Source organism: Rhizobacter sp. LjRoot28 (assembly GCF_964253025.1).
GTDB lineage: Bacteria > Pseudomonadota > Gammaproteobacteria > Burkholderiales > Burkholderiaceae_C > Rhizobacter.
The window spans coordinates 584,918-607,515 of the sequence record NZ_CAXUQC020000001.1 but is presented as its reverse complement, the minus strand read 5'-3'; the positions used below and the strand labels follow the sequence as shown (position 1 = coordinate 607,515).

Here is a 22,598-nt window from a genome sequence, read left to right as displayed (position 1 = left end):
CGGGTTGGAGACGTCAGACCGACGGGGCGGCCTGCTGCGCGGCCAGCCGGTTCCAGGCGGCGCGGCTCGCGAATTCATCGGTCTGCTTCTGGTCGCGCCGGTCCGCGGCGATGCGCAGCTCGGCAAGACGGCGCTCGATCAGCTTGCGCACGGAGGCCACGCGCAGTTCATGTTCCCGCACCACCTGACGGGCGGCCTCGGCGCGGCGCGCCGCATTGGCGACCGCCCCCTGCTGCTGGTTGACCGCCAGGCTCAGCCGGCCCATGAAGCCCTGGTAGGTCTGGAAGGTGTCGATCGCGCCCTGGCGGCTGAAGCGTTCGCGAAAGCGCGCCTCGTAGTCGTGACGGTAGGCCAGCAACTGCTCGCCCTGACCCTGTGCCGCGGCCAGCTGCGCTTCGGCGCGCTGCGCCTGGGCCACGGCCTCGTCGCGTTCACGTTCGGCCTGGCCCAGCAGTGCCATCAGGGGAGACAGGGAGGGATCGGCATGGCTCATGGTTCGTTCCGGTCAGGCAAGTTGGGTCGGCGACGGCGCGGCGGCAGGCGTGGGTGTCACGGCGAGACAAGCGAGCGCAGCTCGCGCACGCTTGCGGGCAGGCTGGCGGGCTGGTGCATGCCCTGCTGCAGCAGCTCGATCATCTTCGGGTGCAGGCGCACGGCATGATCCAGCTCGGGGTCGGCCCCGGGCGAGTACGCGCCCAGCTGGATCAGGTCACGGGCCTTGTTGTGGCGCGCATGGAGCTGGCGGAAGCGGCGGGCCGCATCGATGTGCTCCTGCGGGCTCACATTGGTCATCACGCGGGAGATCGACCGCTCCACATCGATGGCCGGGTAGTGCCCGGCCTCGGCGAGTTCACGCGACAGCACGATGTGGCCGTCGAGGATGCCTCGGGCGGCGTCGGCGATCGGGTCCTGCTGGTCGTCGCCCTCGGAGAGCACCGTGTAGAACGCGGTGATGGAGCCAACCCCGTGGATGCCGTTGCCGCTGCGCTCCACCAGCTGCGGCAGCTTGGCGAAGCAGCTGGGCGGATAGCCCTTGGTCGCGGGCGGCTCGCCGATCGCCAGCGCGATCTCGCGCTGTGCCATCGCATAGCGGGTGAGCGAGTCCATCAGCAGCAGCACGTGCTGGCCGCGGTCGCGGAAGTGCTCGGCAATGGCGGTCGCGTAGTTGGCGCCCTGCATGCGGGTCAGCGGCGGCGCGTCGGCCGGGGCGGCGACCACCACCGAGCGGGCAATGCCTTCCTCGCCCAGGATGTCCTCGATGAATTCCTTCACTTCGCGGCCGCGTTCGCCGATCAGCCCGACCACGATCACGTCGGCCGCGGTGTACCGGGCCATCATGCCGAGCAGCACCGACTTGCCGACGCCGGTGCCGGCGAAGAGGCCGATGCGCTGGCCGCGCCCGACGGTGAGCATGGCGTTGATGGCACGCACACCGGTGTCCAGCGGCTTGCGGATCGGGTCGCGGTCCATCGCGTTGATGGGGCGACGGATCAGCGGCTCGTTGTGCACGTTCTGCAGCGGGCCGCGGCGGTCGATCGGATGGCCGTGGGAGTCGATCACCCGGCCCAGCAGGCCGTCGCCGACCGGCAGGTGCAGGGTGCGGTCCTCACCGCGCCGCCAGGGGTGGTGGGGCGCACCCAGCTTGAGCGGCACGATGGGCGACGGACGCGGCACCACGCGGGCGCCACTGGCCAGGCCATGGGTCTCCCCGGTGGGCATCAGGTAGGCGCGATCGCCCGAGAAGCCGACCACCTCGGCCAGCACCGGCGGCTGGCCCTCCTGACGGGCGTCGTCCATGAAAATCTGGCACACCGAGCCGACCGGCACCCGGATGCCGGCAGCTTCCAGCACGAGGCCGGCCACGCGCACCAGCGTGCCTTGGGTCTCGAGGGCCACGGGTTCGGCCGAGAACGTCATCAGGTCCGACAGGTAGCGCTGCCACTTGTCGGCGGTCTCGACCGCGCCGGTCTCGGAGGGGACGTTGTTCATGCGGTGGTGTCCTCGGTGCCTTCGGGGGCGGGGGCCTCGATCCAGGCTTCGTCGCAGCCGATGGAGGCGGCGGCGCGGCGCCAGCGGCTCTCGACGCTGGCGTCGATGACGCCGATGTCGGACTCGACCAGGCAGCCGCCGCGGGACACGGCCGCATCGCTGACGATGCGCGCGCCGCGCGCTGCCAGCACCTCGGCGGTGCCCTGGGCCACGAGGGCTGCGTCTTCGGGGTTCACACGCAGCGTGATGTGGCGGGCGCTCAGGAGCAAGGTGTCGACGGCTTCCTGGGCGACCGTCACGACCAGCTCCGGACGCTGTTCGATCTCGCTGCGGACCATCTGGCGCGCAAGGTGCGTGGCCGACACGGCGAGTGCACGCGCCATCTGCTGCTGCAGCCCCTCCAGCTGGGCCATGTACGACTGCGTCACTGCAGCGATCTGCGCCGTGACCTGCGTCGCGTAGCTCTGCTTGAAGCCTTCCAGCGCGACCAGTCCGTCGCGGTAGCCATCCTGGTAGCCGGCATTGCGCGCGACGCGCGTCGCCTCGGCCAGTTCCTCGGCATGCGAGGGCTGTGGCGGCTCGGGGGGCGCCGGGCGTTGCACGCCCTTGTCGGCCGTCTCGGCACCGTTCAGGGCCTCGGGGTTCCAGGCGGCGAAGGACGACAGTTCCTCGCGCGGGATGAAGCGGCTGTAGCTGTTGGGGGCCTTGGGGCCTGCGCCGTTGGGCGGGGGCGGCGCCGGCCGCGACGGTCCGTTTTTAGAGGAACTCATCTTCGCCTCCGCTGGCCAGCACGATCTGGCCTTCGTCGGCCAGACGGCGGACGACCTTCAGCATTTCCTTCTGCTCGGCCTCGACCTCGCTGACCCGCACCGGCCCGCGGCTTTCCAGGTCCTCGCGCAGCGTCTCGGCGGCACGGCTCGACATGTTGCGGAACACCTTCTCGCGCATCTCCGGCGTGGCGCCCTTGAGGGCGATGATCAGCGACTCCGACTGCACTTCCTTGAGCAGCAGCTGGATGCCCTTGTCGTCCACCTTCTCCAGGTCGTCGAAGGTGAACATGTTGTCCATGATCTTCTGGGCCAGCTCGTTGTCGGCCTCGCGGATGTAGTCGAGCACCGAGGTCTCGATACTGCCGCCCATCAGGTTGATCATCTCGGCGGCCGTCTTCACGCCGCCCAGCGAGGCCTTGCGCAGCTTGTCGCCACCGGCCAGCACCTTGCTCATCACCTCGTTCAGGTCCTTGAGCGCGGCCGGCTGGATGCCGTCGAGCGTGGCGATGCGCACCAGTACCTCGTTGCGCTGGCGCTCGGTGAAGCACTTGAGGACGGAGGAGGACTGGTCGAAGTCCAGGTGCACGAGGATGGCCGCGACGATCTGCGGGTGCTCGTTGCGCAGCAGCTCGGCCACCGAGCCGGCATCCATCCACTTCAGGCTCTCGATGCCACTGATGTCGCCGCCCTGCATGATGCGGTCGATGAGCAGGTTGGCCTTGTCGTCGCCGAGCGCCTTGCGCAGCACGGCCTTGACGTACTCGTCGCTGTCGGTCACGAGCATGCTCTGCTCGTTGGCCACCACGGCGAAGCGCTCCAGCACGTTGTCCACGCGATCCCGCGGGATGCTGCGCATCTTCGCCATGGTCTCGCCGAGCGCCTGCACTTCCTTCGGCGAGAGGTGCTTGAACACCTCGGACGCTTCTTCCTCGCCGAGCGACATCAGCAGGATGGCCGAGTCTTCGAGTCCCTTGGTGTCCATGAGCTTGCGATGGGTCCGGTTCGGTCAGTGGGAGGGGCGGATCAGGCGACTTCGCCGTTGACCCAGCCACGCACGATGTTGGCGACGGCCGCCGGGTTGTCCTTGGCGAAGTTGCGCGCGCCGTCGAGCTGGGCGCTGACCTTCGGTGCCGCGATCTGCGGCAGTTCCTTGACCTCCACGACCGGGAGCAGCTCGTCGTCGGCCACGACCGCATCGAGGTTGCCGCCGACCGGGTCCTTCTCGACCCGCGCGCTGCGCAGGGCCGGACGGATCAGGCCGAAGACGATGGCCAGCGCGACGATGGCGAGGGCGGCCGGCATGGCGGCACTGCGCAGGATGTCGAGCACCTCCGGCTTCTGCCACAGCGGGGTGGTGTCGTTGACGACCGGCTCGGCCTTGAAGGGGGCGTTGATCACCTTCACCGAGTCGCCGCGACGCTCGTTGAAGCCGATGATCTCGCGCACCAGCACGTTGAGCTTTTCGAGCTCCTCCGGCGTGAGCGGCACGCTGGTGGTCTTGCCCTTGCTGTCGGTCACGCTGCGGTGGTTCACCACCACGGCGGCGTTCAGGCGGCGTACCGTGCCGGTCGAGTTGCGCGTCACGCGGACGGTCTTGTCGAGTTCGTAGTTGGTGACGGCGTCGCTGCGGCTGGTGCTGTTGCTGGCGCCGCCCTGCGCGGTCTGCAGCGGCTGCGAGGCGCCGGTGAGCGGTGCGGTGGCGCCCACGGGCGGCTGGTTGGAGGTGGCCCCGGGGATGCCGGCGGCGCCGGAGCCGTTGCTGCCCGACTGCTCCGAGCGCTGCATGCTGCGCACGGCCGCCTCGGCGTTCTGGCCCTGGTTGGGCTTGAATTCCTCGGAAGTGGACTCGGTGCGGGAGAAGTCGACGTCGGCCGTCACCTGGGCGCGCAGGTTGTCGCGCCCGACCACCGGGTCGAGGATCTCGAGGATTCGCTTGTTGAACGAGGACTCGATCTGGTTGACGTACTGCAGCTGCTGGGCATCGAGCCCGGCGCCCGAGTCGTCCGGCGAGGCCGACAGCAGCGCGCCGGTCTGGTCGAGCACGCTCACGGCCTTGGGATTGAGTTCGGGCACGCTGCTCGAGACCAGGTGCACGATGCCGGCCACCTGAGCGCGATCGAGGGTGCGGCCGGGGAAGAGCGTCAGCATCACCGAGGCGCTGGGCTTCTGCTGCTCACGGAAGAACCCGTTCTGGTTCGGCAGCGCCAGGTGCACCCGGGCGTTCTGCACCGAGGCCATGGAGGTGATGGAGCGGGTGAGTTCACCTTCCAGGCCGCGCTGGAACGTCAGACGCTCCTGGAATTGCGTCTGGCCGAACTTGGCGCCGTCCATCAGCTCGAAGCCGACCACCGAGCCCTTGGGCAGGCCGGCGGAGGCGAGCTTCAGGCGCAGGTCGTGGACGCTGGCGGCCGGCACGAGGATGGCGCCGCCCCCTTCGGAATGCTTGTACGGGACACCCATGCTGGACAGCTGGGCGATGATGGCGCCACCGTCCTTGTCGGACAGGTTGGCGTACAGCACCTTGTAGTCACCCTGGCTGCTCCAGAGCGTGAGGGCCGCCACCACCGCCACGAGCGCAGCGACGCCGACCCCCAGGCTCACCCGGCTCTTGACCGGCAAGGCGGCCAGACGCTCGCCGAATCCGGGCGAGGCCGGAACGAGCGGGGTCGGGTTGGCAAGAGCGACGGCGTTGTCCATGGTGTTCGTTTCAGGAAATGGCGGGCACAGGCCCTCCGGGTGAAACGGATTATTCGGAAACTTGAGGGTGCGGATCGGAGGAACAGCCCGTCAAAGTCCCGTCAGTTCCCACCACCTGCCCGGGCCGATTTCCCTAAAGTTGCACCATCGACCGGCCGAGCCCCCACCGCCGGCCGCTCTCAGGAGAACCCGATGGACGTCACCCTCAAACCCTTCAATTTCGCCCAGGCAGCCGCCCGGGCGGGGCTGGGCGTGGACGGCATGCCGCTGGCGGGCAAGGCGGGGTCGGCCACCGCGGCAGGCGGCGTCCAGGGGCCAGGCTTCCAGCAGGCGCTCTCCCAGGCGCTGCGCTCGGTGAGCGACACTCAGAACCAGGCGAGCGACATGCAGCGCCAGGTCCAGATGGGCAGCCCGACCGTGAGTCTGGAGGAAACGATGGTGGCCATGCAGAAGGCCCAGATCGGTTTCCAGGCCACCCTGCAAGTGCGCAACAAGCTGGTCTCGGCCTATTCCGAGATCATGAACATGACGGTCTGATCCGCCGCAGCCGGCGCGCGCTCAGCTGGCCGAGGGCGGCGCGGGGCCGTCTTCCTGCTTGATGGCCGGGGGAATCGGCGCGGGAACCTCGGCCGTGACCGACCGCCCGCCGTCCATCCACTGGACCGCCTGGGTGCGTTCCACGCCGAACAGGTCCCACACGGCCATGAACATGGCCGCGATCACCGGCCCGATCACGAAGCCGTTCAGCCCGAACAGGGCCATGCCGCCCAGGGTGGAGATGAGCACCACGTAGTCCGGCATCTTCGTGTCCTTGCCGACCAGCACCGGGCGCAGCAGGTTGTCGACCAGGCCGATCACCAGGACCCCGTAGGCCACCAGGATCGCACCCTTGGCGACGCTGCCGGTGACGAGGAAGTACAGCGCGACGGGCCCCCACACCAGCCCCGCACCCACCGCCGGCAGCAAGGACAGCAGCGCCATCAGGACCGCCCACAGCAGCGGGGCATGGATGCCCAGCACCGCGAAGGCGATGCCGCCGAGCGCGCCTTGTGCGAGCGCCACCAGCACGTTGCCCTTCACGGTCGCCTTCACGACCGTGGCGAACTTGGCGGACAGTTCCCGCTTGTGGTCGCCGTTGAGCGGCACGGCTTCCCGGATCCGTCGGGCAAGCCCCGCCCCGTCGCGCAACAGGAAGAACATCAGGTACAGCATCACGAAGAAGCCGACGAACAGGTTCAAGGTGTTCTGGCCGATGCTCAGCGCCTGGGTGGCCACGAACTGGCTGATCTGCCGCAGGCTGGCAGTGACCCGTTCCTGGATCTCGGTGAGGTTGCCCAGGCCGGCGCGGTCGAGGAGTTCGGTCACCCAGCGCGGGAGCGCCTCGTACACCTGGGCGAGGTAGAGGGGAATGTTGAGTTCGCCGCTCTGGATGCGCTGGTAGACCACGTTCGCCTCCCGCACCAGCGTGGCCACCACCAGCACGGTGGGCAGGATGACCAGCACCAGGATCACGACGAGCGTCAGCAGGGCCGCCGTGTTGCGCCGCTGCTTGAGCACGTGCAGGAGCCGGCGATAGAGCGGGTAGAAGAGGATGGCCATGACCACGCCCCAGAACACGGCGCCGTAGAACGGCCAGAGCACCCACCCGAAGGCGAGCGTCACGCCGACGAGCAGGAGCAGGAAGGCCTTCGATTCCAGACGGGTCGACTTCAGCGGGCGGGGTGCGTTCATGGAGCCGGATGGTAGCCGCAGCCGCGCGCCCCGTCGCGCCACGCGGCCACGCCTTGACACACCTCGGGTGTTCTCCCGAGGACCGCCAAAGTGGATGCGCGTTCACAATGGCGCCTTCGCCTCCTGGTGTCGAGCCCGTCCATGCGCAAGTTTCCCCGCCTATCGACGACAGTCCGCACGGCCCTTCAGCCCCTTCTCGTGCTGTCCTTCATGACCCTGCCCGCCGCCGCGCAGGCGGAATACTGCGCCGACGCGGCCTGGAAGTCCCTTGGCGAAGCCCACGGCCGCAGCCGCCTGCCGGAGATGATCGAAGACCACTGGACACGCTGCCAACCCCTGCCGAGTCAACGCGACCGGGCCATCGTCGCCTTGGTCTACCCGTCCGCTGGCGTTGCAATGCCGGCCAACCCGGGCGATCCCATGGCCGGCTACGAAGCCGACCTGTACCTGGTGGACACCGCGGCCGGCCGGGTGCTGGACCGCCAGGCGCGGCAACGCCCGCAGCAGCCGGATGGCTCGGCCCTCACCGGCGTCGAGATCGACACCGGCACCCCTGCCCTCGCACCCAAGGTGCCGAGCGTGGCCCTGCGCCTGCAGCACGCCGGCCCCTCCCCGGAGCGACTCGATTCCCGCGAGCTGCTCACGCTCCATGCAGTACAAGGCGACAGGCTGCGCCCGGTGCTGGAAGACCTGGCCTCCTGGACGCTGCGCGGCGCCTGGGATACGCGCTGCGCCGGCGAATTCACCGAGACCCGCACGGTGCTCAAGACCGGCGCCGGCCGCACGCGTGGCTTCGTCGACCTGGTCGCCCACACGGTGCAGGACCGCCGAACCACCCGGCAACAGGGCGACGAATGCGTGGATCGCAAGGCCGCGCCGGTCTCGCGCCGTCATACCCTCCGGCACGACGGTCAGGTGTACGTCGCCCCGACGTCGCGCTGAAGCCCTTGCGGCCGCGAGCGTTGCACTCGATCGACACACCGTCGTCCACCCGGAGGGGCGGCGTGGTGCGTGGAATGGCGCGGCTGCTGGCCCTGTCGACCGCAGCGGTGGTCGCGCTCTGCGCCGCATACGCCACGGCGGCCTGGGCGCTCGCGCTGGTGCCACCCACGCCGACCAGCCCGCCCGCTGCGACGACCCTGGAGGCCTACGTCGTCTCCAACGGCGTCCACACGGACCTGGTGCTGCCGCTGAAGTCGGGCGGAACCGACTGGACCGAGGTGTTCCCTCCCAACCGCTTCCCGGCCTTCCCTGCGGACTCCGAATTCGTGGCCATCGGCTGGGGCGACCGGGACTTCTACCTCCACACGCCCCGTTGGCGTGACCTGACCCCCGGGCGCGCCATCGGCGCGCTCTCGGGCCGGGGCCGCACCTTGTTGCACGTCACCTGGCTTCGCCGCCAGGACCTGGGCCGTCGCACCTGGAAGCTGCCGCTCGATGGGCAGCAGGCGGCCGCGCTGGCTGAGCATGTGCGGCAAACGCTCGCCCCTGACGCCGCGGGGCGCGCCGTCCCGGTGGCCGGCCACTACGGCCCCACCGATGCCTTCTTCGAAGCCCGCGGCGCCTACGACCTCTTCACCACCTGCAATACCTGGACAGGCGACGCCCTGCGGCGCGCCGGTGCGCCGGTGAGTCCATGGACGCCCTTCGCGGGCAATGTCACCCGCCACCTGGCGCCCGCCTTCGAACCCGCCCGCGAGGGGGCACCACCCCCGAGAGGGTGAAGGCGCCACCGGAGGCCCCTCGACAGAATCCGGCTCCACAAGAGCAACCAGGGGTCCACGGCATGAAGGTCATCAGCGTCATCAAATACGCGTTCTTCCTCGTCGGTGCGGCGATGCTGATCGGCGCCGCGTGGATGGTGCACTCCACCCGCGAATTTCTCGCCGGCGCCCAGCGGACGGAGGGCACCGTGGTCGCACTCGTGCCCTCGCGAGGTTCAAGCGGCTCGACGCTGTACAGCCCTGTCGTGACGTTCCGGTCGGCCGACGGACGTGACATCGAAGTGCGCTCGCGCGTGGCGAGCAACCCGCCCGCTCATGACGAAGGGGAGACCGTCTCGGTGCTCTACCGCCCCGCCGCCCCCGGTGACGCGCAGGTGGAGAGCTTCTTCTCGCTCTGGGGCGGCGCCTCGATCGTGGGTGGCATCGGGAGCGCCTTCTTCTTGGTGGGACTGTCCATGATCCTCGTGCCGGTGTGGTCAGACCGGCGCGCCCGGCACCTGGCCGCCACCGGATTGCCGGTCCAGGCGCGCGTGCAGGACATCGAGCGCAATGTGATGGTCGAGGTGAATGGTCGGCATCCCTGGCGCATCGTCGCCCGCTGGAAGGATCCCGTGACCGCCGAATACCGCGTATTTCGCAGCCGGAACCTGTGGCAGGACCCGGGCGAACACCTGCAAAGCGACTACATCACCGTCTACCTCGACGAGAACAACCCGCGTCGCTACCACATGGACACCGGCTTCCTCAACGGCGCTGCCTGACGGGCTCCTGACCGGGGGACAGCACCGCCGCCTCAATCGAAGGTGATCAGACCACGGCGGTGAACGCCCCGCAGCAAGGGATAGACGAGCAGGCCCAGCCCCGCCATGCCAAGGCCGATCGCCGTGGTGAACACGGCCACCGCGACGACATGCGTCGCGGCGTGCCCGGCCAGCTGGAAGGGTTCGAACATCACCCAGTAGAGGTACAGGAAGACCACCAGCCACAGGGCCGCCATGAATCCGACGCAGAACCAGAGTCTCGCGACAGCGCCGGGGCGCGGAAGCTGCTGCTGACGTTTGAGGCGAGTCGTCGATGTCATGGTGGCTCAGTGCGGCCCGGACCTGGCCTCGGCATCGCGCGGCAGTGTGCGGCGCCGAAGACCGGGCAGGAGATGTAGGTCGGCACCGGAAGTGAGCGGCGACAAGAGCGCCTGCTCCGGCCCGGGCCCAGGGCCTTGCACGTCAGTTCCGCACGTGCAACGTATGGTGCCCCTTGGTGTGATCGTGGTGCTCGATCGATTGCAAGACGAGGGGGCCCGAGCTTCCGATCCGGTACCGGTACTGGAACGACTCGCGCAGACCCGCGCCGGGCAGGTGCACTGCTTCCTTGAAGTTCACGATGGCGGAGGTCGCCGTGTCGGCTTCGATGACCCAGGTGGTGCGGTGCTCGGTGACCGGCGCTTGGGAGCCCGTGGGAATGAGCAGGGTCTTCGCATAGGTTCCCGTGTCGCCGACCCGAACGCTTGCAGGCAGCGGCGTTGCGGGGCCATCCAGGCGCAGCGCGTACTGACCTCTTGCGTGCTCGGTGCCGCGGTACAGGAACGCCGGGTCGAAGAGAAGGGCCCTGGAGTGCCCGTAGGTACAAGGTCCGACCCCGTAGGTCAGCACGATGTCGACGCGGTAGCCGGCCGCAGTCTGCTGGGCAGCGCGGGTCTGCAGCGAGAGCTCGCCCTCCGTGCAGTCAGGCGACCCGCTTTCGAAACGGAGCTCGACGTAATCGTCGCCCGACAGCACCTGGGCGCGGTGCGCCGCGTTGAGGTCGTACCCCGGGTCTGCTGCGGGCGGGGGCGCGCCGACGCCGGTTCCCGGGCCTGCACCCGGGTCCACCGCAGGCGGCGGCGCTTCGGTTCCGGTTCCAGGGGCGGGCGTCGCCGTGGCATCGACGCTGTCGCCCCCGCCTCCGCAGGCAGCCAGCGAGAGCAGGGCGGAAGCCCAGAGTCCCTTGAGCGATCGGTTCATTTCCTGTTCCTTGTGGGCAAACGCCGACGCAGGTGGAGGACTGCGCCCGGCACGCGCGAGGTGCGCGAGATCGAACGCCACCTTAAGTGGCAGGCCACCGTTTCGCCTTGGACAAAATCGGCGCACGCTCCCTCGGGCGATCCCGACTCTTGGGGGGGACCACGCCGTCGAAGGCGGGCCTAAGCTCGCGGTCTGCGCCGCACGCGCCAGTGAAAGGACCTTCGATGATCTCGACGTTCGCGCCCTCGCCTCCCCTGGCACCGTACGTCATCGACCTGCTGGCCTATGACATCCGCGGAGATGCACCGACCTGCGAGCCGCTGGAATGGGTTGTCTATCCCGACACGACGTCCATTGCCTGCTTCCTCTTCGGTGACCCGGTGGACGCAAGGCACAAGCGGCACAGCAGCACCGGCCGCCGAAGCGGCATCTCCGGTTTCCAGACCCACCGCTTCGACGTCGAGGGGTCCGGTCGCCAGGCCGGGGTCATCGTGCGCCTGACACCGTGCGGCGCGCGGTGCCTGTTGCCGTGCTCCGCGACCTCCATCGTGGACAGGCGGGTTGACTACCGCGACGTGCTCGGCCACGCCCGCATCGAAGCCCTGGAGGATCAGTTGCACGACCTCGCGACCCCGCACGAGAGAGTCCGGTGCGTCGAAGCCTTCCTGCTGTCGCATCACCGTCCCGCGCAACTCGATGCGGCGATGCAGGCGACGGCCACGAACCTCTGGCAGGCCGGTGGCCTCGCATCCTTGAAGACCCTGGCGCGGCAAGCCGAGCTCAGCATCAGCGCGCTGGAGCGACGCTTTACCCGGGCCACCGGGGTCGGTCCGAAAAAGTTCGCCCGCGTGGCGCGCCTGCAGCATGCGCTGAAGCATTACGGCCACACCGGCTCATGGACCGAGACCGCGGCGGCAACCGGGTTTGCAGATCAGTCGCACCTGATCCGCGAGTGCCACGCCCTGCTGGGCGAATCCCCCTCAGCCCATTGGCGTGCGCGCCACGCCGCAGCGGCGCTGATGCCGCTGCAACGACCATTGCCGCTGTCCGGCTGATACCAAGCCGCCGTCGAGTTCATGGCGAGGCACCGCTGAACGGCGGCCCTGGCGTCGAGGGGCTGAGCATGCTCGATCGGTTGCCCGCGCGAGTTTCGTGTCGCGCAGCAAGACTGCTGCCTCATCGCTGCTTGCAAGCGACTTCAACCGGACCGGCCCGTCCGCACCATGCCGTGCACACGAGCAGCGAATCGGCGGCGCAGGGGTTGGGCCGCGTCACGTTCAGCCCGACATCGTGAATGCTGCAAAGGCCGCGGAGGTCATGCAGAAGAAGAGCAACACCGTGGGGCCAAGCCACATTTCCGGCCAAGTGGCGATGCATGCTTTCGGCCCCTCCGCCCGCTCTCGCAACAGAACGTCGACCTCTGCGCCGACGCCGGGGCGGGCAAGCCACCGCGCTGAAGCGGAACTGCGGAGCTCCCCTGGCTGGCCCGTCGAGAGGCCGAACGACACGCGATAGAAGCGCATTCGCGTACCGCCCGATGTGAACAGATGCTCGGACCGAACCCGTCCTTTCACGCGCTTGCCGAACAGCAGGAAGGACATCGGGCGTGCCGCTGCGATCAAGGCCAGCAAGAACAAGAGCACCGAGATCGCCAGGAGAACGGTCGTGATGTCGAAGTGCATCGGAGCTTTGTGGAGGTGCCGGTCGTGGTGCCAGGGGAAGAATGCTGCCCTGCTCCGTCGAGAAGCTGGCCGAAGCGTTTCGCCGCACCGGTGTCGCGCATCGACGAGCGCGCGGTCGGGCTGCCAGGATGATATCGGGGCGGTACCTGCGTGCACTGTGCACGGCGGTGGACCGGGCGAGGCGCTGATCTCCGCGGAGCCCGATCAAGTCTCCCACTCGTCCCAAGGGCGGCAGGCTGCTGACACGACGCTGTCAGCAGCGGACCGCCACCATGAAGGCTCTTCAACCTGAAAGGAACCACCATGGCCCAAGCCCTTCGACCGAACGCGATCAACTGGTTCGAGATTCCCGCCCGCGACCTGGACCGCGCTGCGCGCTTCTACGAAACGTTGCTGGGTGCGCCGCTGGAGCGCATGTCCATGGAGGGCTCGCACATGGCGATGTTCCCGTGCGAGAAGTCCGGCATCGGCGGCTGCCTGGTGGCCGGCGAGCAAGCGCCGGCACCGGTGGCCGAGGGGACCGTCGTGTACCTGAACGCCGAACCGTCGGTGGACGCCGTGCTGGCGAAGGTCGAAGGCGCCGGCGGGTCGATCGCCATCCCGAAGACCGACATCGGGAACGGCATGGGGTTCTTCGCCATCGTGCTCGACACCGAAGGCAACCGCGTCGGCCTGCACGCGATGGCCTGACCCACGTCCCGACCCGCAGGGGTCAACCGCGGCCCGGGCTGCGGTACAGCCATACCGGCCGGCCGTCCGGGCAGCGCAGCACGGCGCTCGGGCGGCGGTCGGGTACCGGGAATTCGAGGCTTGCGAGCCACGCGCCCGGGCGAAGTTCGGCCGCCGCCTTCTGCTGCGCGCGCGCCATGCTTTCGGGGCGCTGGAACAGGTAGACGAGGTCGCAGCCCGACCAGTCGGCGCGCCAGATGTCCGCCCGGCGCACCTGCGCCGGCACGCCGGTGAGGCGGCAGCGCAGGCGGCATGCCAGCACCAGCGGCCAGCTCCACTCCCAGCCCTCGAGCACGGCCTGCGGGTACGCCGCATGAAGTTCGCGCAGGCCGTCGCCGAGTCCGCAACCGGCATCGACGATGCGGGCGCCGGCCGGCAACGCCACTTGCGTGGGCAGCCCGAGCAGCGCGCCGGGCGGCGTCGGAAACACCGGCGCGTCGCGCCAGGCGTGCACGGGGTACAACGCCAGCACCGCGGCCAGTGGCACCAGCCACGCCCAGGCCGGTACCGACGCGGCGCCGGAAGCGAGCACCGAGAGCGGAAAGCCGACGGCGATGAACACCGAGCGCCAGCGAGTGCTACCGGCCAGCGCCGCCACGCCACCCAGTGCCGCCGCGAGGGTGAAGGCCAGGCCGGGCGGCACCCCGGCGAGATCCCGGAGGGCCAGGTAGGCGGCCCAGGCGGCAGCCCAGGCCAGCAGGGCCGGCAAGGGCCAGGTCATGGACAGCAGGCGCAGCGAATCATGCCGACATTGTCGGCCGGATGGCGCAGGCTCGCCCAGCTCAGAAGCTGAGGAAGCGACCGCTCAGTGCCGGCACCTCGATCGCGAAGCCGCCCTCGCCTGCCGTGACGGTGCGCGAGTCCATGAGGTCGGTGAGCTGCTGCGGCGAGCCGAGCACCGGTGCACGGACCGTCACCACGGCCGGGGTGGTGCCGGTGTTCAGCACGAAGAGCACGCGGTCGCTGCCGGCATCCTTGCGGTCGACGTAGAGCTGCGCGTCGGCGTGCAGGTGCGTGCGCGTGCCGACGGCCAGGGCCGGATGTGCGTCGCGCAGCGCCATCAGGGCCGCGACGTGCGCCTTCAGGTCGGCCTCGCGTGCGGTGAGGCCCGACACCTTGCCCGCCGTGCGGCTGACGTGGTCGTCGCACAGACCCTGGACGGCGCAGTTGGTGGTGACGGCGGCGGCGAAGCCGGGCAGTTCCTGGCCGATCTCGTCGCCGTAGTAGAGCGTGACCGGCCCGCTGTGGGCGGCCATGAAGGCGAAGGCCGCCTTGTGGCGCAGCCAGTAGCGGTCTTCGTCGGGCTGGCCAAGGCCGGCCCTTTGGATCAGGTCACCGAAGCGCACGAGGTCGTGGTTGGTGAGCATCAGGTTGGGCATCGCATGCGACGGGTAGGCCGCACGGGTGGCGTACACCTCGGCCAGGGTCGTCGCCGGCAGGCCGGCCTTGCCGCTCGCGGCCGAAGCCTCTTCCCCGGCCAGGGTTTGCACGAGCCGGTAGCGGCCTGGAAAATCGAAGGCCGACTGCAACGCCGGGGCCGCCTCCGTGCCGTAGGCGCGGGCCTGGATGGTGGATTCGCCGGACCACACCTCGGCCACCATGTGGCCGAGCGGCTGCACGGCGGCGCCCGACGCGCCGGTGTAGGTCACGCCCGCCGATGCCGTTGCCACGGCCTGGCGCAAGGCCGCCCACTGGGCCGGCGGCACCTGGTACGCCTGGTCGAGCCGCCAGCCATCGATCTTGTATTCGGTGATCCAGTGCGTGGCCACCTCCTGGAAGAAGGCCAGCGTGGCAGGGTCCGCGTAGTCGGCGCAGGCCTGGTGGGTGCCGGGGGTGTAGGTCGCGCCCTGGTCGTTCAGGCACAGGCCGTTGGCCGGACGGCGGCCAGCGGGCGAAGCCACGAGGTTGTCCTTGTAGTGGCCGAAGACGCCATCGAGGAAGACGTACAGGCCCCGGGCGTGCGCCGCCTCCACCAGCGCCTTGAACTGGGCGTTGGTGCCGAACCTCGGATCGACCTTGAAGTAATCGGAAGCGTAGTAGCCGGTGGCATCCAGCCGGTCGGTCCAGTCGTCCTGGCCTGCCTTCGGCGCGGATTCGAAGATCGGCGTGAGCCAGAGGGCGTTGACGCCGGTGCTCTTGATGTAGTCGAGCGCGTTGAGCACGCCCTGCAGGTCACCCTTGTGCGGGCTGGTGCCGTAGCCGGCGTTGAAGTTCGCCGACGGGTCGCCGTCGGCGAAGGCTTCGACCATCACCTGGTAGATGCGCAGTTGGCAGGCCGGGTCGGCCACGCCCTTGAAGCAGGCGAGCCGGTTTTCCGGCGTGCCTTGCGCCTGCGACACGGTGACGGCCACGGGAGCCCCGGGCGCGGGCGGAGTGTCGCCGCCGCCGCTGCCGCCACACGAGGCCAGGGGCAGGGCAAGACAGGCGGCGAGGACGCTGGATCGGAAGCGGGAAGACAGCTGCATGGGAGGGCACGACGGCATCGAGTGGCGAACCCGCACATTCTGAATCGGTAAAGTGCGCTGTCAATGCCCGTATTCCCCTGGCGTTTCGATTTCGCGGCGAGGACAATGCCGCCCGGCGCCTGTCCAACCCGCGAGGCACGATGCGAACGTACGCGCAAGCAAGAGTGATCATCACCGGAGCAGCCTCCGGCATCGGCTTGGCCATGGCCCGGCGCCTGCTCGACCAGGGCGCCCACGTGATGCTGGCCGACTGCGACAAGGCAGCGCTGGCCAAGGCCTTGGCATCGCTGGAGGGGTTCGGCGAACGGGTCCAGGCGCATGTCGTCGACGTCACGCAGGCGGCCAGCGTCGAGGCCATGGTGCATCGGGTGGTGGCCGACTGGGGGCACATCGACTACCTCTTCAACAACGCCGGCATCGGGGGGTCGCTGCCCATCGGGTCCGCCACGCTGGACCATTGGCACCGCATCGTCGACATCAACCTCTGGGGCGTGATCCACGGCGTGCACGCCGTGCTGCCCCACATGCTGTCGCGGCGGTCGGGTCACATCGTCAACACCGCGTCCATCTCCGGCCTCGTCCCCTTCCCCGGCCAAGCCCTCTACAACACGACCAAGTACGCCGTGGTCGGGCTGTCGGAGACGCTGCGCCACGAACTGCGGAACGACGGTGTGCGCGTGACCGTGGCCTGCCCGGGCCCGGTGGTGAGCGGCATCTGGGGCGTGCCCATCCTCGGGGCCAAGGGCGAAGCCCGCCCACCGGCCGGCGCGGTGCCTGCGGCCGAGGCGGCCGAGTGCATCCTCGCCGGCGTGGCGCGGGGCGACGGCGTCGTCGCGTTCCCCACGATGCACCGCTGGCTCTGGCGATGGCAGCGGTGGCTGCCCGCCGGCTTCGACCGCTGGATGGCGAAGCGCCAGGCGCGGCCGGCGACGGCGCCGCGGTCCGTCAGTTGAGGATGCGCCCGTTGGCGCCGATCACGCTGATCTCGACGTAGCTCGACCCTTCGTTGCTGCGCGGACCAAAGCCCACGCGAAAGCCACCGAGGTCGAAGGGCGCGCCGCGCAACGCGGCCTCGAGGCGTTCGCGGGTCGGGTTGGCCCCGGCGCGTTCCAGGGCGGCGACCACCAGCCGGGCGTTGATGTAGCCCTCCAGGCCGTAGTAGGAGAGCGCGGCCGTGCGGGAATGCGCGGCGAGGTCGCGCTTGTAGTCACGCACGATAGCGAACTTGTCGCCCCACGGGTAGGGAATCACCTGGGCCACCTGCACGCCGCGTGCGGCCTCCACCCCGAGTTCGGCGATGAGCTGGTCGGTGCCCACCGGCGACAGCGCGACGAAGTACGGTGACAGGCCGGCGCGGCGCAGCTGCTGCACAAAGGCTGCGGTGGGTCGGTACAGCGACACCATGACCACGGCCTGCGGCTTGGCTGCCGCGATGGTGCTGACGGCCGCCGCCACCTCGACGGAGTTGCGGGGCACGACAGCAGCGGCCACCGGTTCGAGCTTGCGGCTGGCGAGCGCGGCCCGCATGCCCTTCAAGCCCGCCTCTCCGAAACCATCGTCCTGGTAGAGCACGGCAATGCGCGTCATGCCCAGGGTCTGCAGCGCCCGCACGATCGCTTCCGTCTCGTTGCCGTAGCTCGCACGCAGGTGGAACATGTGGCGAATGGCGGGATCTCGAAGCGAGTCGGCGCCCGTGATGGTGCCGATGAGCGGCACTGCGGCGCGTTCCACGAGGGGCAGCACGGCGGTGGTCGAGGCCGTGCCATAGAACCCCATGAGGGCAAAGACCTTCTCCTGCTCGATCAGGCGCCTCGCGTTGGCGACCGCGGGGTCGACTTCATAACCGTCGTCGAGGGCAACCAGCTTGAGCCGACGGCCGGCGACGCCACCATTGGCATTGACGCGCTCGAAGCAGGCCTCGATGCCCTCCTTCATCTGGCGTCCGTAGGCGCCGGTCGGGCCCGACAGCGGCGAGGACATGCCAAGAAGAATGGTGTTGTCGACGATGCCGTCCACGGCCAGGACAGGTGCGGCGGTCATGAGGGAGATGAAGGCACCGAGTGCGGCACGGAGGCAGCGCAGGAAACGAGAACGCATCGACGAACCCAGGATGAAAAGGGCCGCGATTCTGAGGAGGCGTAGCTTGCTGCTGCCTGACAGAAACGATGCAGTTTCGTTACCAGTGGAACCGGTTGGTGCGGGACGATGCACGCACGGTCGGGAAGAATCGGTTCAGAAGTTGAAGGCGAGCCGCATGCCGCCCCAGTGGCGGCCGTTCACGACGATCGGAGCGGCGGCTTCCTTGAGCAGCACGAACCGGCCGCCGCCCATGTCGCGCCGGTAGGTCTGCAACAGGAAGGGACGCTGGTTGCGCGCCGAAGCCAGGCCGGTGCGGTCGTTGAAGATGCGGCGATAGCGGCTGTTGGCCGTGTCCCAGGCCAGGTCACCGCGCTGCGGCTGGCAATAGCGCTGGTTATGCGTCGGCACGTAGCCGTTGCGGTCGACGGCGATGCAGAACACGGCCTTCGGATGCGCCGCCAGGACCTGCTCCTGCAGCTCGGGGAACAGGCGGTCGGCCAGCGTCACGAAACGCGTGGTGTGCTGGGCCGGATTGGTGTTCGGGAGGGGCCGGTAATCCTCGTCGAAGAGATCGGCCATCGAGATGGCGTTGCTCCGCACCGCCTCCTCCAGGCGTTCGCCGATGCCGGCGGCAGCGGCCTTGGCGGCCTCGATGAACGGAGTGTCCTCGGTCTGCAGTCCGCACTGGGCGACGAGCTCGATGAGGTGCTCGGATACCTTGAGGAAGGCCTCGCTGCGCGTCATCGCCGCATCGAGCGCATGGCTCGATCGGTTCATCTCGGTTTCGATCTCCGCCATCTGGCCGTTCAGGCCGCCGCAGATCTCGCGGCTGCGGTCCGCGGCTGCGTTGATGCTCGACACGCCGCCCTCGACGTCGCGCAGCGCGGTGTGGAAGGCGCCCTGCTCGGCCTGGCCTTCCTTCACCTGGATCTCGCGCGACAGCGCGGCGATGCGGGCGTCGAGCTGGCCGACCGTGCTCATGATGGCCTTGGACGACTGCTCGACCTTCGACGCCAGATCCTTGACCGCGTCGGCGACCACGCCGAAGCCGCGTCCGGCCTCGCCGGCCCGCTTGGCTTCCACCGAGGCGTTGAAGGCGACCAGCCGCGTCTGCAGGGCGATCTGGGTGATCTCGCTGGCGGCACCGGCCACGTCGCGAAGGGAATCCACGATGCCGGCCACTTCGTCTCCCACCGCTGCCACCGCCTGCCGGGCACGGCCGACGGCGTCGAGGCTGCCGGTGGCCACGCCCCGGATGTCGTGCTGTGCACGCGTGATGTCCTGGAGCTGGCCCGCAAGCGCAGCAACCGCCTGTGCCTGGCGGGCGGACACCTTGATGACGTCGTCGATCTGGCCCCGCACCTCGGCGGCGTCGCGGCCCATCGTGGAGGCCTGCTGGCTGATGGACCGCACTGCGCCCTTCAGGTCAGGCTCCCCCGCGGGCTCGGTGAGCGCGGCCAGGGTCGGCGGGATGTGGGTGGGCGACTTCTTGAACAGCTGGAACATGGTGCGCTCCGATCAGGCGGGCTTCAGCTCACCACTCGCGCAGCTTGACTCGCAGGCGGGCGATGGACTGGCTGTGCAGTTGGCAGACGCGCGACTCGGTGACCTTGAGCACGGCGGCGATTTCCTTCAGGTTCATGTCGTGCTCGTAGTACATGCTCATCACGTACTGCTCGCGCTCGGGCAGCGTCTTGATGCCCTCGACCAGCGCTTCGCGCATGCGATGGTCCTGCAGCTGGGCGAGCGGGTTGCCGCCGTCGTCGGCCACGTGGCGGTCGAGGAAGTCGTTGTCGCCCTCGTCACCACTCATGTCTTCCAGGTACACCAGCTGGGTGCCGCGCACCTTGCCGAGCAGTTCCTGGTACTCAACGAGCGTCACGCCCATCTCGCGGGCGATCTCGCTTTCGGCCGGTGCGCGCCCGAGCTTCTGCTCGAGCTTGTGGACGGCGGTCTCGATGCTGCGCTGCTGCTTGCGGATGCCGCGCGACAGGTAGTCGTTGCCCCGCAGTTCATCGAGCATGGCGCCCCGGATGCGCTGGGTGGCGAAGGTCTCGAACTGCACGCCCTGCTGGGCGTCGAAGCGGCTGAGTGCATCGGTGAGGCCGATCATGCCGACCTGGATCAGGTCGTCGAGCTCGACGTTCGCCGGCAGCTTGGCAATCATCTGGTGGGCCAGCCGGCGCACGAGCGGGCTGTACTGCTTGAGCATCGTATTGACATCAAGTTGGCCTTTGGCGGTGTACATGGTGGCTCCGAGAGGTCAATTCAAAACATGCTGCGACGAGGCGCCGCGGCGGCCGGCCATCGCCAGGCCGGCATGGGGCATCGCGACCGGCGACAGGACTTCACGCGCCCAGCGGCGCAGTGCGGGCGTGGGCGCTTCGCGGGCGTCCGAGGCGGGGTCGACGTGCAACCAGTCGCGCAGCACGGCACCGAGGAAGCTGTCGGCGCAGCTGGCGACCTGCGCGGCAATGCGCTCCACGCGAGGGGACGTGGGGGCCGCACACAGCAGCAGGTCGTGCACCATCAGGTGGGCGCGCTGCGTCAGCAGCTTCATGGCGGCATAGGCATGGGTCACGCTGGCCGGCCGGTCGTCGGCGAGCAGCAGGGGACGCGCCTCGCTGCGCATGAAGAGGCGGCAGAGGTCCGACTCGGTCGCATGCACCAGCATCACGTCCACGTGCGGCGCGGCATCCGCCACCGCTTGAAGGAAGGCGGCGGTGGACCCGGTGGCGTCCACGTAGCGCAGGGGCAGGCCGCGGGCAGCCATGTACGACACCTGGGGTGACAGCGTCTCGATGCATTCGCCCAGGTCCATCACCGAGAGTTCGTCCGGACTGGGGGCGCGGTCCGAGGCATCGACCACCATCACCTGGGCGCCCTGCTCCGCGAAGGCGGTGCACAGCCGCTCGAGCATCACACCGCCGAAGGCCATGTGCGGGTTGGCGACGACCGGCACCATGCGCACGCGGGCATGGGCGAACAGCTGGCGCAGCCCGTGTGCCTGGTCCTGGGGATACTGCGAATCGTGGTAGTCGTCGTGCATGGCGGCGGCGTTCGTCGGTTCGTGTGGTGTGAAGGTGGCGTCGGGCTCAGGCGTGCAGCGTCGGGCGGGGGCGCTGGGCTTGCTGTCGAGCCGTGAAGATGAGGCTCACGTCATCGGCGTCGATGCGGTAGGCCGGGTTCACGTTGGCCCGCAGCGCACGGTGCACCAGCGCATGCGACGACAGCCGGTGCCAGTCTTCGGGCACGCGCTGGCCGTTGGCCACGCCGACCACCTTCAGCTTGTGGCGGATCACGGCGTCGAGGGCCGGGGCCAGCTTCACCGCCTCGTCCATCTTCGACAGCACGATGCCCTTGCAGGCCGACGCCTGGTAGGCCAGCATCACGTCCTCGATGGTCTCGCCCTGGGCGGAGGCGTTCACCACCAGCAGCTTCTGGATGGAGCGGTGGCTGAGCATGTCGAGCAGCTCGCGGGTGCGGCTGTCGCGCTGGGCCATGCCGGCGGTGTCGATCAGCACCATCTTCTTGGACGACAGCAGCTCGAGCAGGTCCTCGAGGGAAGCGCGGTCGTGGGCGGTGTGCACCGGCACGCCGAGGATGCGGCCATAGGCACGCAGCTGTTCATGAGCGGCCACCCGGTAGGCGTCCAGCGTGATGAGGCCCAGGTTGGCGGCGCCGTACTTGGTGGCGAATGCGGCGGCGATCTTGGCGGTGCTCGTCGTCTTGCCCACGCCGGTGGAGCCGATCATGGCGTAGACGCCGCCCTGGTCTTCCAGGGCCGGCTCGGCCTCGCCGGTGAGCAGGTTGCGCTCGAGCACGTTGGCGGCCCAGGCGGACTCGTCGGTGACGTCGCTCGGCAGGCTTTCGGTGAGCTTGCGGATGAGGGCGGGCGAGAAGCCGCAGTCGAGCAGCTTCTGGATCAGGTGGGCCTGCGCCGGATTGCGCTGCAGCTTTTCCATGAAGGCCAGGGCGCCGAAGCGGTCTTCGATCAGGCCCTTCATCGAGCGCAGCTCGTTCATCATGTCCTGCTGCTCGCGGCGGCTGGTGGCCATGGAGGCGTTCAGGCCGGCGTCCGCCAGCGACGGCACCGGCTGGGCCATCGCGGCCACCGGGGCGACCGGCTCGGCCAGCATGTCGCGCATGCCGGGCAGTTCGTGGCGCGCGGCCTGCGGGCGGGCGACCGGAGCGACCGGGGCGGGGGGTGCCGCTTCCACCGGCATGGCCGGACGGGACGCCGCGGGCATGACCGGGGCGGACTGGCGAGCCGCCAGGCGCTGCTCGAGGGCCACGGGCAACTGCTCGGGCTCGGCGTGGAAGGTGGGTTCCTGGGCGCGCTGCTCGGCACGCAGGGCGGCCTGGCGGCGCTTGAGCATGCGCTCGCGCACATAGTCCTGGAAGGACAGCGTGCTCATCGACAGGCGGGCCACGTCGTCGCTGACCTCGTCCTGGGCCGGCGCCGGCTGGGCGGCCGGACGGGCGGCGGGCTTGGCCGCCGGACGGGCCGCCGCGGGGCGTGCAGCAGGCTGGGCGGCCGGGATGGATGCTGACATGCGCTCGATCTGCTGGATGCCTTCCGGCCCCATGGCCAGCACCTCGATGCCTTCGGCGCAGGGCTTGGTGGACAGCACGACGGCGTCATCGCCAAACGCCTGGCGCACCAGGGTCAGGGCGTCGCGCGAGGTCCGCGCGGTAAAACGTTTGACGTTCATGTGTTGCCTCCAAGGCG

Annotated in this window: 23 protein-coding genes; 7 read left to right on the top strand and 16 right to left on the bottom strand. The window is 69.4% G+C overall.

Going from position 1 to position 22,598, the window contains the following annotated elements; genetic code table 11:
• Window positions 1-13: 13 nt before the first annotated feature.
• From fliJ to fliF, 5 genes are read right to left on the bottom strand one after another with little or no spacing between them, the layout of a single operon-like run.
• Entirely contained in the window at window positions 14-493 is a 480-nt protein-coding gene (gene fliJ, locus ACSQ2F_RS02890) for a flagellar export protein FliJ (protein WP_436019581.1), read from the bottom strand.
• 56 nt (window positions 494-549) lie between these two features.
• Window positions 550-1,989 carry a flagellar protein export ATPase FliI gene (gene fliI / locus ACSQ2F_RS02885; protein WP_436019579.1) on the bottom strand — a complete coding sequence of 480 codons (1,440 nt, stop codon included), beginning with the start codon at window positions 1,987-1,989 and terminating at the stop codon, window positions 550-552.
• Complete coding sequence (locus tag ACSQ2F_RS02880; protein WP_436019577.1) at window positions 1,986-2,759, bottom strand: FliH/SctL family protein; 774 nt, start codon at window positions 2,757-2,759, stop codon at window positions 1,986-1,988. Before ACSQ2F_RS02880 ends, fliI begins: the two co-directional genes overlap by 4 nt.
• Window positions 2,746-3,741: a flagellar motor switch protein FliG gene (fliG, locus tag ACSQ2F_RS02875; protein WP_436019575.1), complete on the bottom strand. Its 996-nt coding sequence runs from the start codon at window positions 3,739-3,741 to the stop codon at window positions 2,746-2,748. Before fliG ends, ACSQ2F_RS02880 begins: the two co-directional genes overlap by 14 nt.
• A gap of 41 nt (window positions 3,742-3,782) precedes the next feature.
• Window positions 3,783-5,456, bottom strand: a complete 1,674-nt coding sequence (fliF, locus tag ACSQ2F_RS02870; protein ID WP_436019573.1) for a flagellar basal-body MS-ring/collar protein FliF — start codon at window positions 5,454-5,456, stop codon at window positions 3,783-3,785.
• 192 nt (window positions 5,457-5,648) lie between these two features.
• Here fliF and fliE point away from each other — a divergent pair, with 192 nt between their 5' ends.
• Entirely contained in the window at window positions 5,649-5,993 is a 345-nt protein-coding gene (gene fliE, locus ACSQ2F_RS02865; protein WP_436019571.1) for a flagellar hook-basal body complex protein FliE, read from the top strand.
• A 21-nt stretch (window positions 5,994-6,014) separates the two neighbouring features.
• On the opposite strand, the gene ACSQ2F_RS02860 is transcribed toward fliE, so the two are convergent.
• Window positions 6,015-7,187, bottom strand: coding sequence for an AI-2E family transporter (locus ACSQ2F_RS02860; RefSeq protein WP_436019569.1), 1,173 nt, complete (start codon window positions 7,185-7,187; stop codon window positions 6,015-6,017).
• 141 nt (window positions 7,188-7,328) lie between these two features.
• Here ACSQ2F_RS02860 and ACSQ2F_RS02855 point away from each other — a divergent pair, with 141 nt between their 5' ends.
• The 3 genes from ACSQ2F_RS02855 to ACSQ2F_RS02845 all read left to right on the top strand — a co-directional run bounded on the left by ACSQ2F_RS02855 (window position 7,329) and on the right by ACSQ2F_RS02845 (window position 9,672).
• Window positions 7,329-8,129: a hypothetical protein gene (locus ACSQ2F_RS02855; RefSeq protein WP_436019567.1), complete on the top strand. Its 801-nt coding sequence runs from the start codon at window positions 7,329-7,331 to the stop codon at window positions 8,127-8,129.
• A gap of 62 nt (window positions 8,130-8,191) precedes the next feature.
• Window positions 8,192-8,911, top strand: a complete 720-nt coding sequence (locus tag ACSQ2F_RS02850) for a TIGR02117 family protein (protein ID WP_436019565.1) — start codon at window positions 8,192-8,194, stop codon at window positions 8,909-8,911.
• Between the two features lie 62 nt (window positions 8,912-8,973).
• Entirely contained in the window at window positions 8,974-9,672 is a 699-nt protein-coding gene (locus ACSQ2F_RS02845; protein ID WP_436019563.1) for a DUF3592 domain-containing protein, read from the top strand.
• Between the two features lie 32 nt (window positions 9,673-9,704).
• Here the strand turns inward: ACSQ2F_RS02845 and ACSQ2F_RS02840 are convergent, their stop codons facing one another.
• Entirely contained in the window at window positions 9,705-9,992 is a 288-nt protein-coding gene (locus ACSQ2F_RS02840) for a hypothetical protein (RefSeq protein WP_436019561.1), read from the bottom strand.
• 142 nt (window positions 9,993-10,134) lie between these two features.
• The gene (locus tag ACSQ2F_RS02835; protein ID WP_436019559.1) at window positions 10,135-10,911 is read right to left on the bottom strand and encodes a hypothetical protein; all 777 of its coding nucleotides are present in this window, start codon (window positions 10,909-10,911) and stop codon (window positions 10,135-10,137) included.
• 107 nt (window positions 10,912-11,018) lie between these two features.
• On the opposite strand from ACSQ2F_RS02835, the gene ACSQ2F_RS02830 reads away from it, so the two are divergent.
• On the top strand, window positions 11,019-11,966 hold the full coding sequence (locus ACSQ2F_RS02830; RefSeq protein ID WP_436019557.1) for a helix-turn-helix domain-containing protein: 948 nt from the start codon (window positions 11,019-11,021) through the stop codon (window positions 11,964-11,966).
• 222 nt (window positions 11,967-12,188) lie between these two features.
• Here the strand turns inward: ACSQ2F_RS02830 and ACSQ2F_RS02825 are convergent, their stop codons facing one another.
• A complete protein-coding gene (locus ACSQ2F_RS02825) occupies window positions 12,189-12,593 on the bottom strand; it encodes a hypothetical protein (protein WP_436019555.1) in 405 nt (134 codons plus the stop codon).
• A 303-nt stretch (window positions 12,594-12,896) separates the two neighbouring features.
• Here ACSQ2F_RS02825 and ACSQ2F_RS02820 point away from each other — a divergent pair, with 303 nt between their 5' ends.
• Window positions 12,897-13,283, top strand: a complete 387-nt coding sequence (locus ACSQ2F_RS02820; RefSeq protein WP_436019553.1) for a VOC family protein — start codon at window positions 12,897-12,899, stop codon at window positions 13,281-13,283.
• Between the two features lie 22 nt (window positions 13,284-13,305).
• Here ACSQ2F_RS02820 and ACSQ2F_RS02815 read toward each other — a convergent pair whose 3' ends face one another.
• The gene (locus tag ACSQ2F_RS02815; protein ID WP_436019551.1) at window positions 13,306-14,043 is read right to left on the bottom strand and encodes a class I SAM-dependent methyltransferase; all 738 of its coding nucleotides are present in this window, start codon (window positions 14,041-14,043) and stop codon (window positions 13,306-13,308) included.
• 61 nt (window positions 14,044-14,104) lie between these two features.
• On the bottom strand, window positions 14,105-15,787 hold the full coding sequence (locus ACSQ2F_RS02810; RefSeq protein ID WP_436019549.1) for an alpha-amylase family glycosyl hydrolase: 1,683 nt from the start codon (window positions 15,785-15,787) through the stop codon (window positions 14,105-14,107).
• A 164-nt stretch (window positions 15,788-15,951) separates the two neighbouring features.
• On the opposite strand from ACSQ2F_RS02810, the gene ACSQ2F_RS02805 reads away from it, so the two are divergent.
• Window positions 15,952-16,740, top strand: a complete 789-nt coding sequence (locus ACSQ2F_RS02805; RefSeq protein WP_436019547.1) for an SDR family NAD(P)-dependent oxidoreductase — start codon at window positions 15,952-15,954, stop codon at window positions 16,738-16,740.
• Here ACSQ2F_RS02805 and ACSQ2F_RS02800 read toward each other — a convergent pair.
• From ACSQ2F_RS02800 to flhF, 5 genes are all read right to left on the bottom strand, one after another.
• Window positions 16,733-17,827 (bottom strand): ABC transporter substrate-binding protein, encoded by a 1,095-nt coding sequence (locus tag ACSQ2F_RS02800; RefSeq protein WP_436019545.1) that lies wholly within the window; start codon window positions 17,825-17,827, stop codon window positions 16,733-16,735. The genes ACSQ2F_RS02805 and ACSQ2F_RS02800 overlap by 8 nt on opposite strands.
• A gap of 192 nt (window positions 17,828-18,019) precedes the next feature.
• The gene (locus ACSQ2F_RS02795) at window positions 18,020-19,372 is read right to left on the bottom strand and encodes a methyl-accepting chemotaxis protein (protein ID WP_436019543.1); all 1,353 of its coding nucleotides are present in this window, start codon (window positions 19,370-19,372) and stop codon (window positions 18,020-18,022) included.
• Between the two features lie 28 nt (window positions 19,373-19,400).
• On the bottom strand, window positions 19,401-20,114 hold the full coding sequence (locus ACSQ2F_RS02790; RefSeq protein WP_436019541.1) for an RNA polymerase sigma factor FliA: 714 nt from the start codon (window positions 20,112-20,114) through the stop codon (window positions 19,401-19,403).
• Window positions 20,115-20,129: 15 nt separating this feature from the next.
• Window positions 20,130-20,915 (bottom strand): MinD/ParA family ATP-binding protein, encoded by a 786-nt coding sequence (locus ACSQ2F_RS02785; RefSeq protein ID WP_436019539.1) that lies wholly within the window; start codon window positions 20,913-20,915, stop codon window positions 20,130-20,132.
• 46 nt (window positions 20,916-20,961) lie between these two features.
• Window positions 20,962-22,581 (bottom strand): flagellar biosynthesis protein FlhF, encoded by a 1,620-nt coding sequence (flhF, locus tag ACSQ2F_RS02780; RefSeq protein ID WP_436019537.1) that lies wholly within the window; start codon window positions 22,579-22,581, stop codon window positions 20,962-20,964.
• Window positions 22,582-22,598 lie beyond the last annotated feature (17 nt).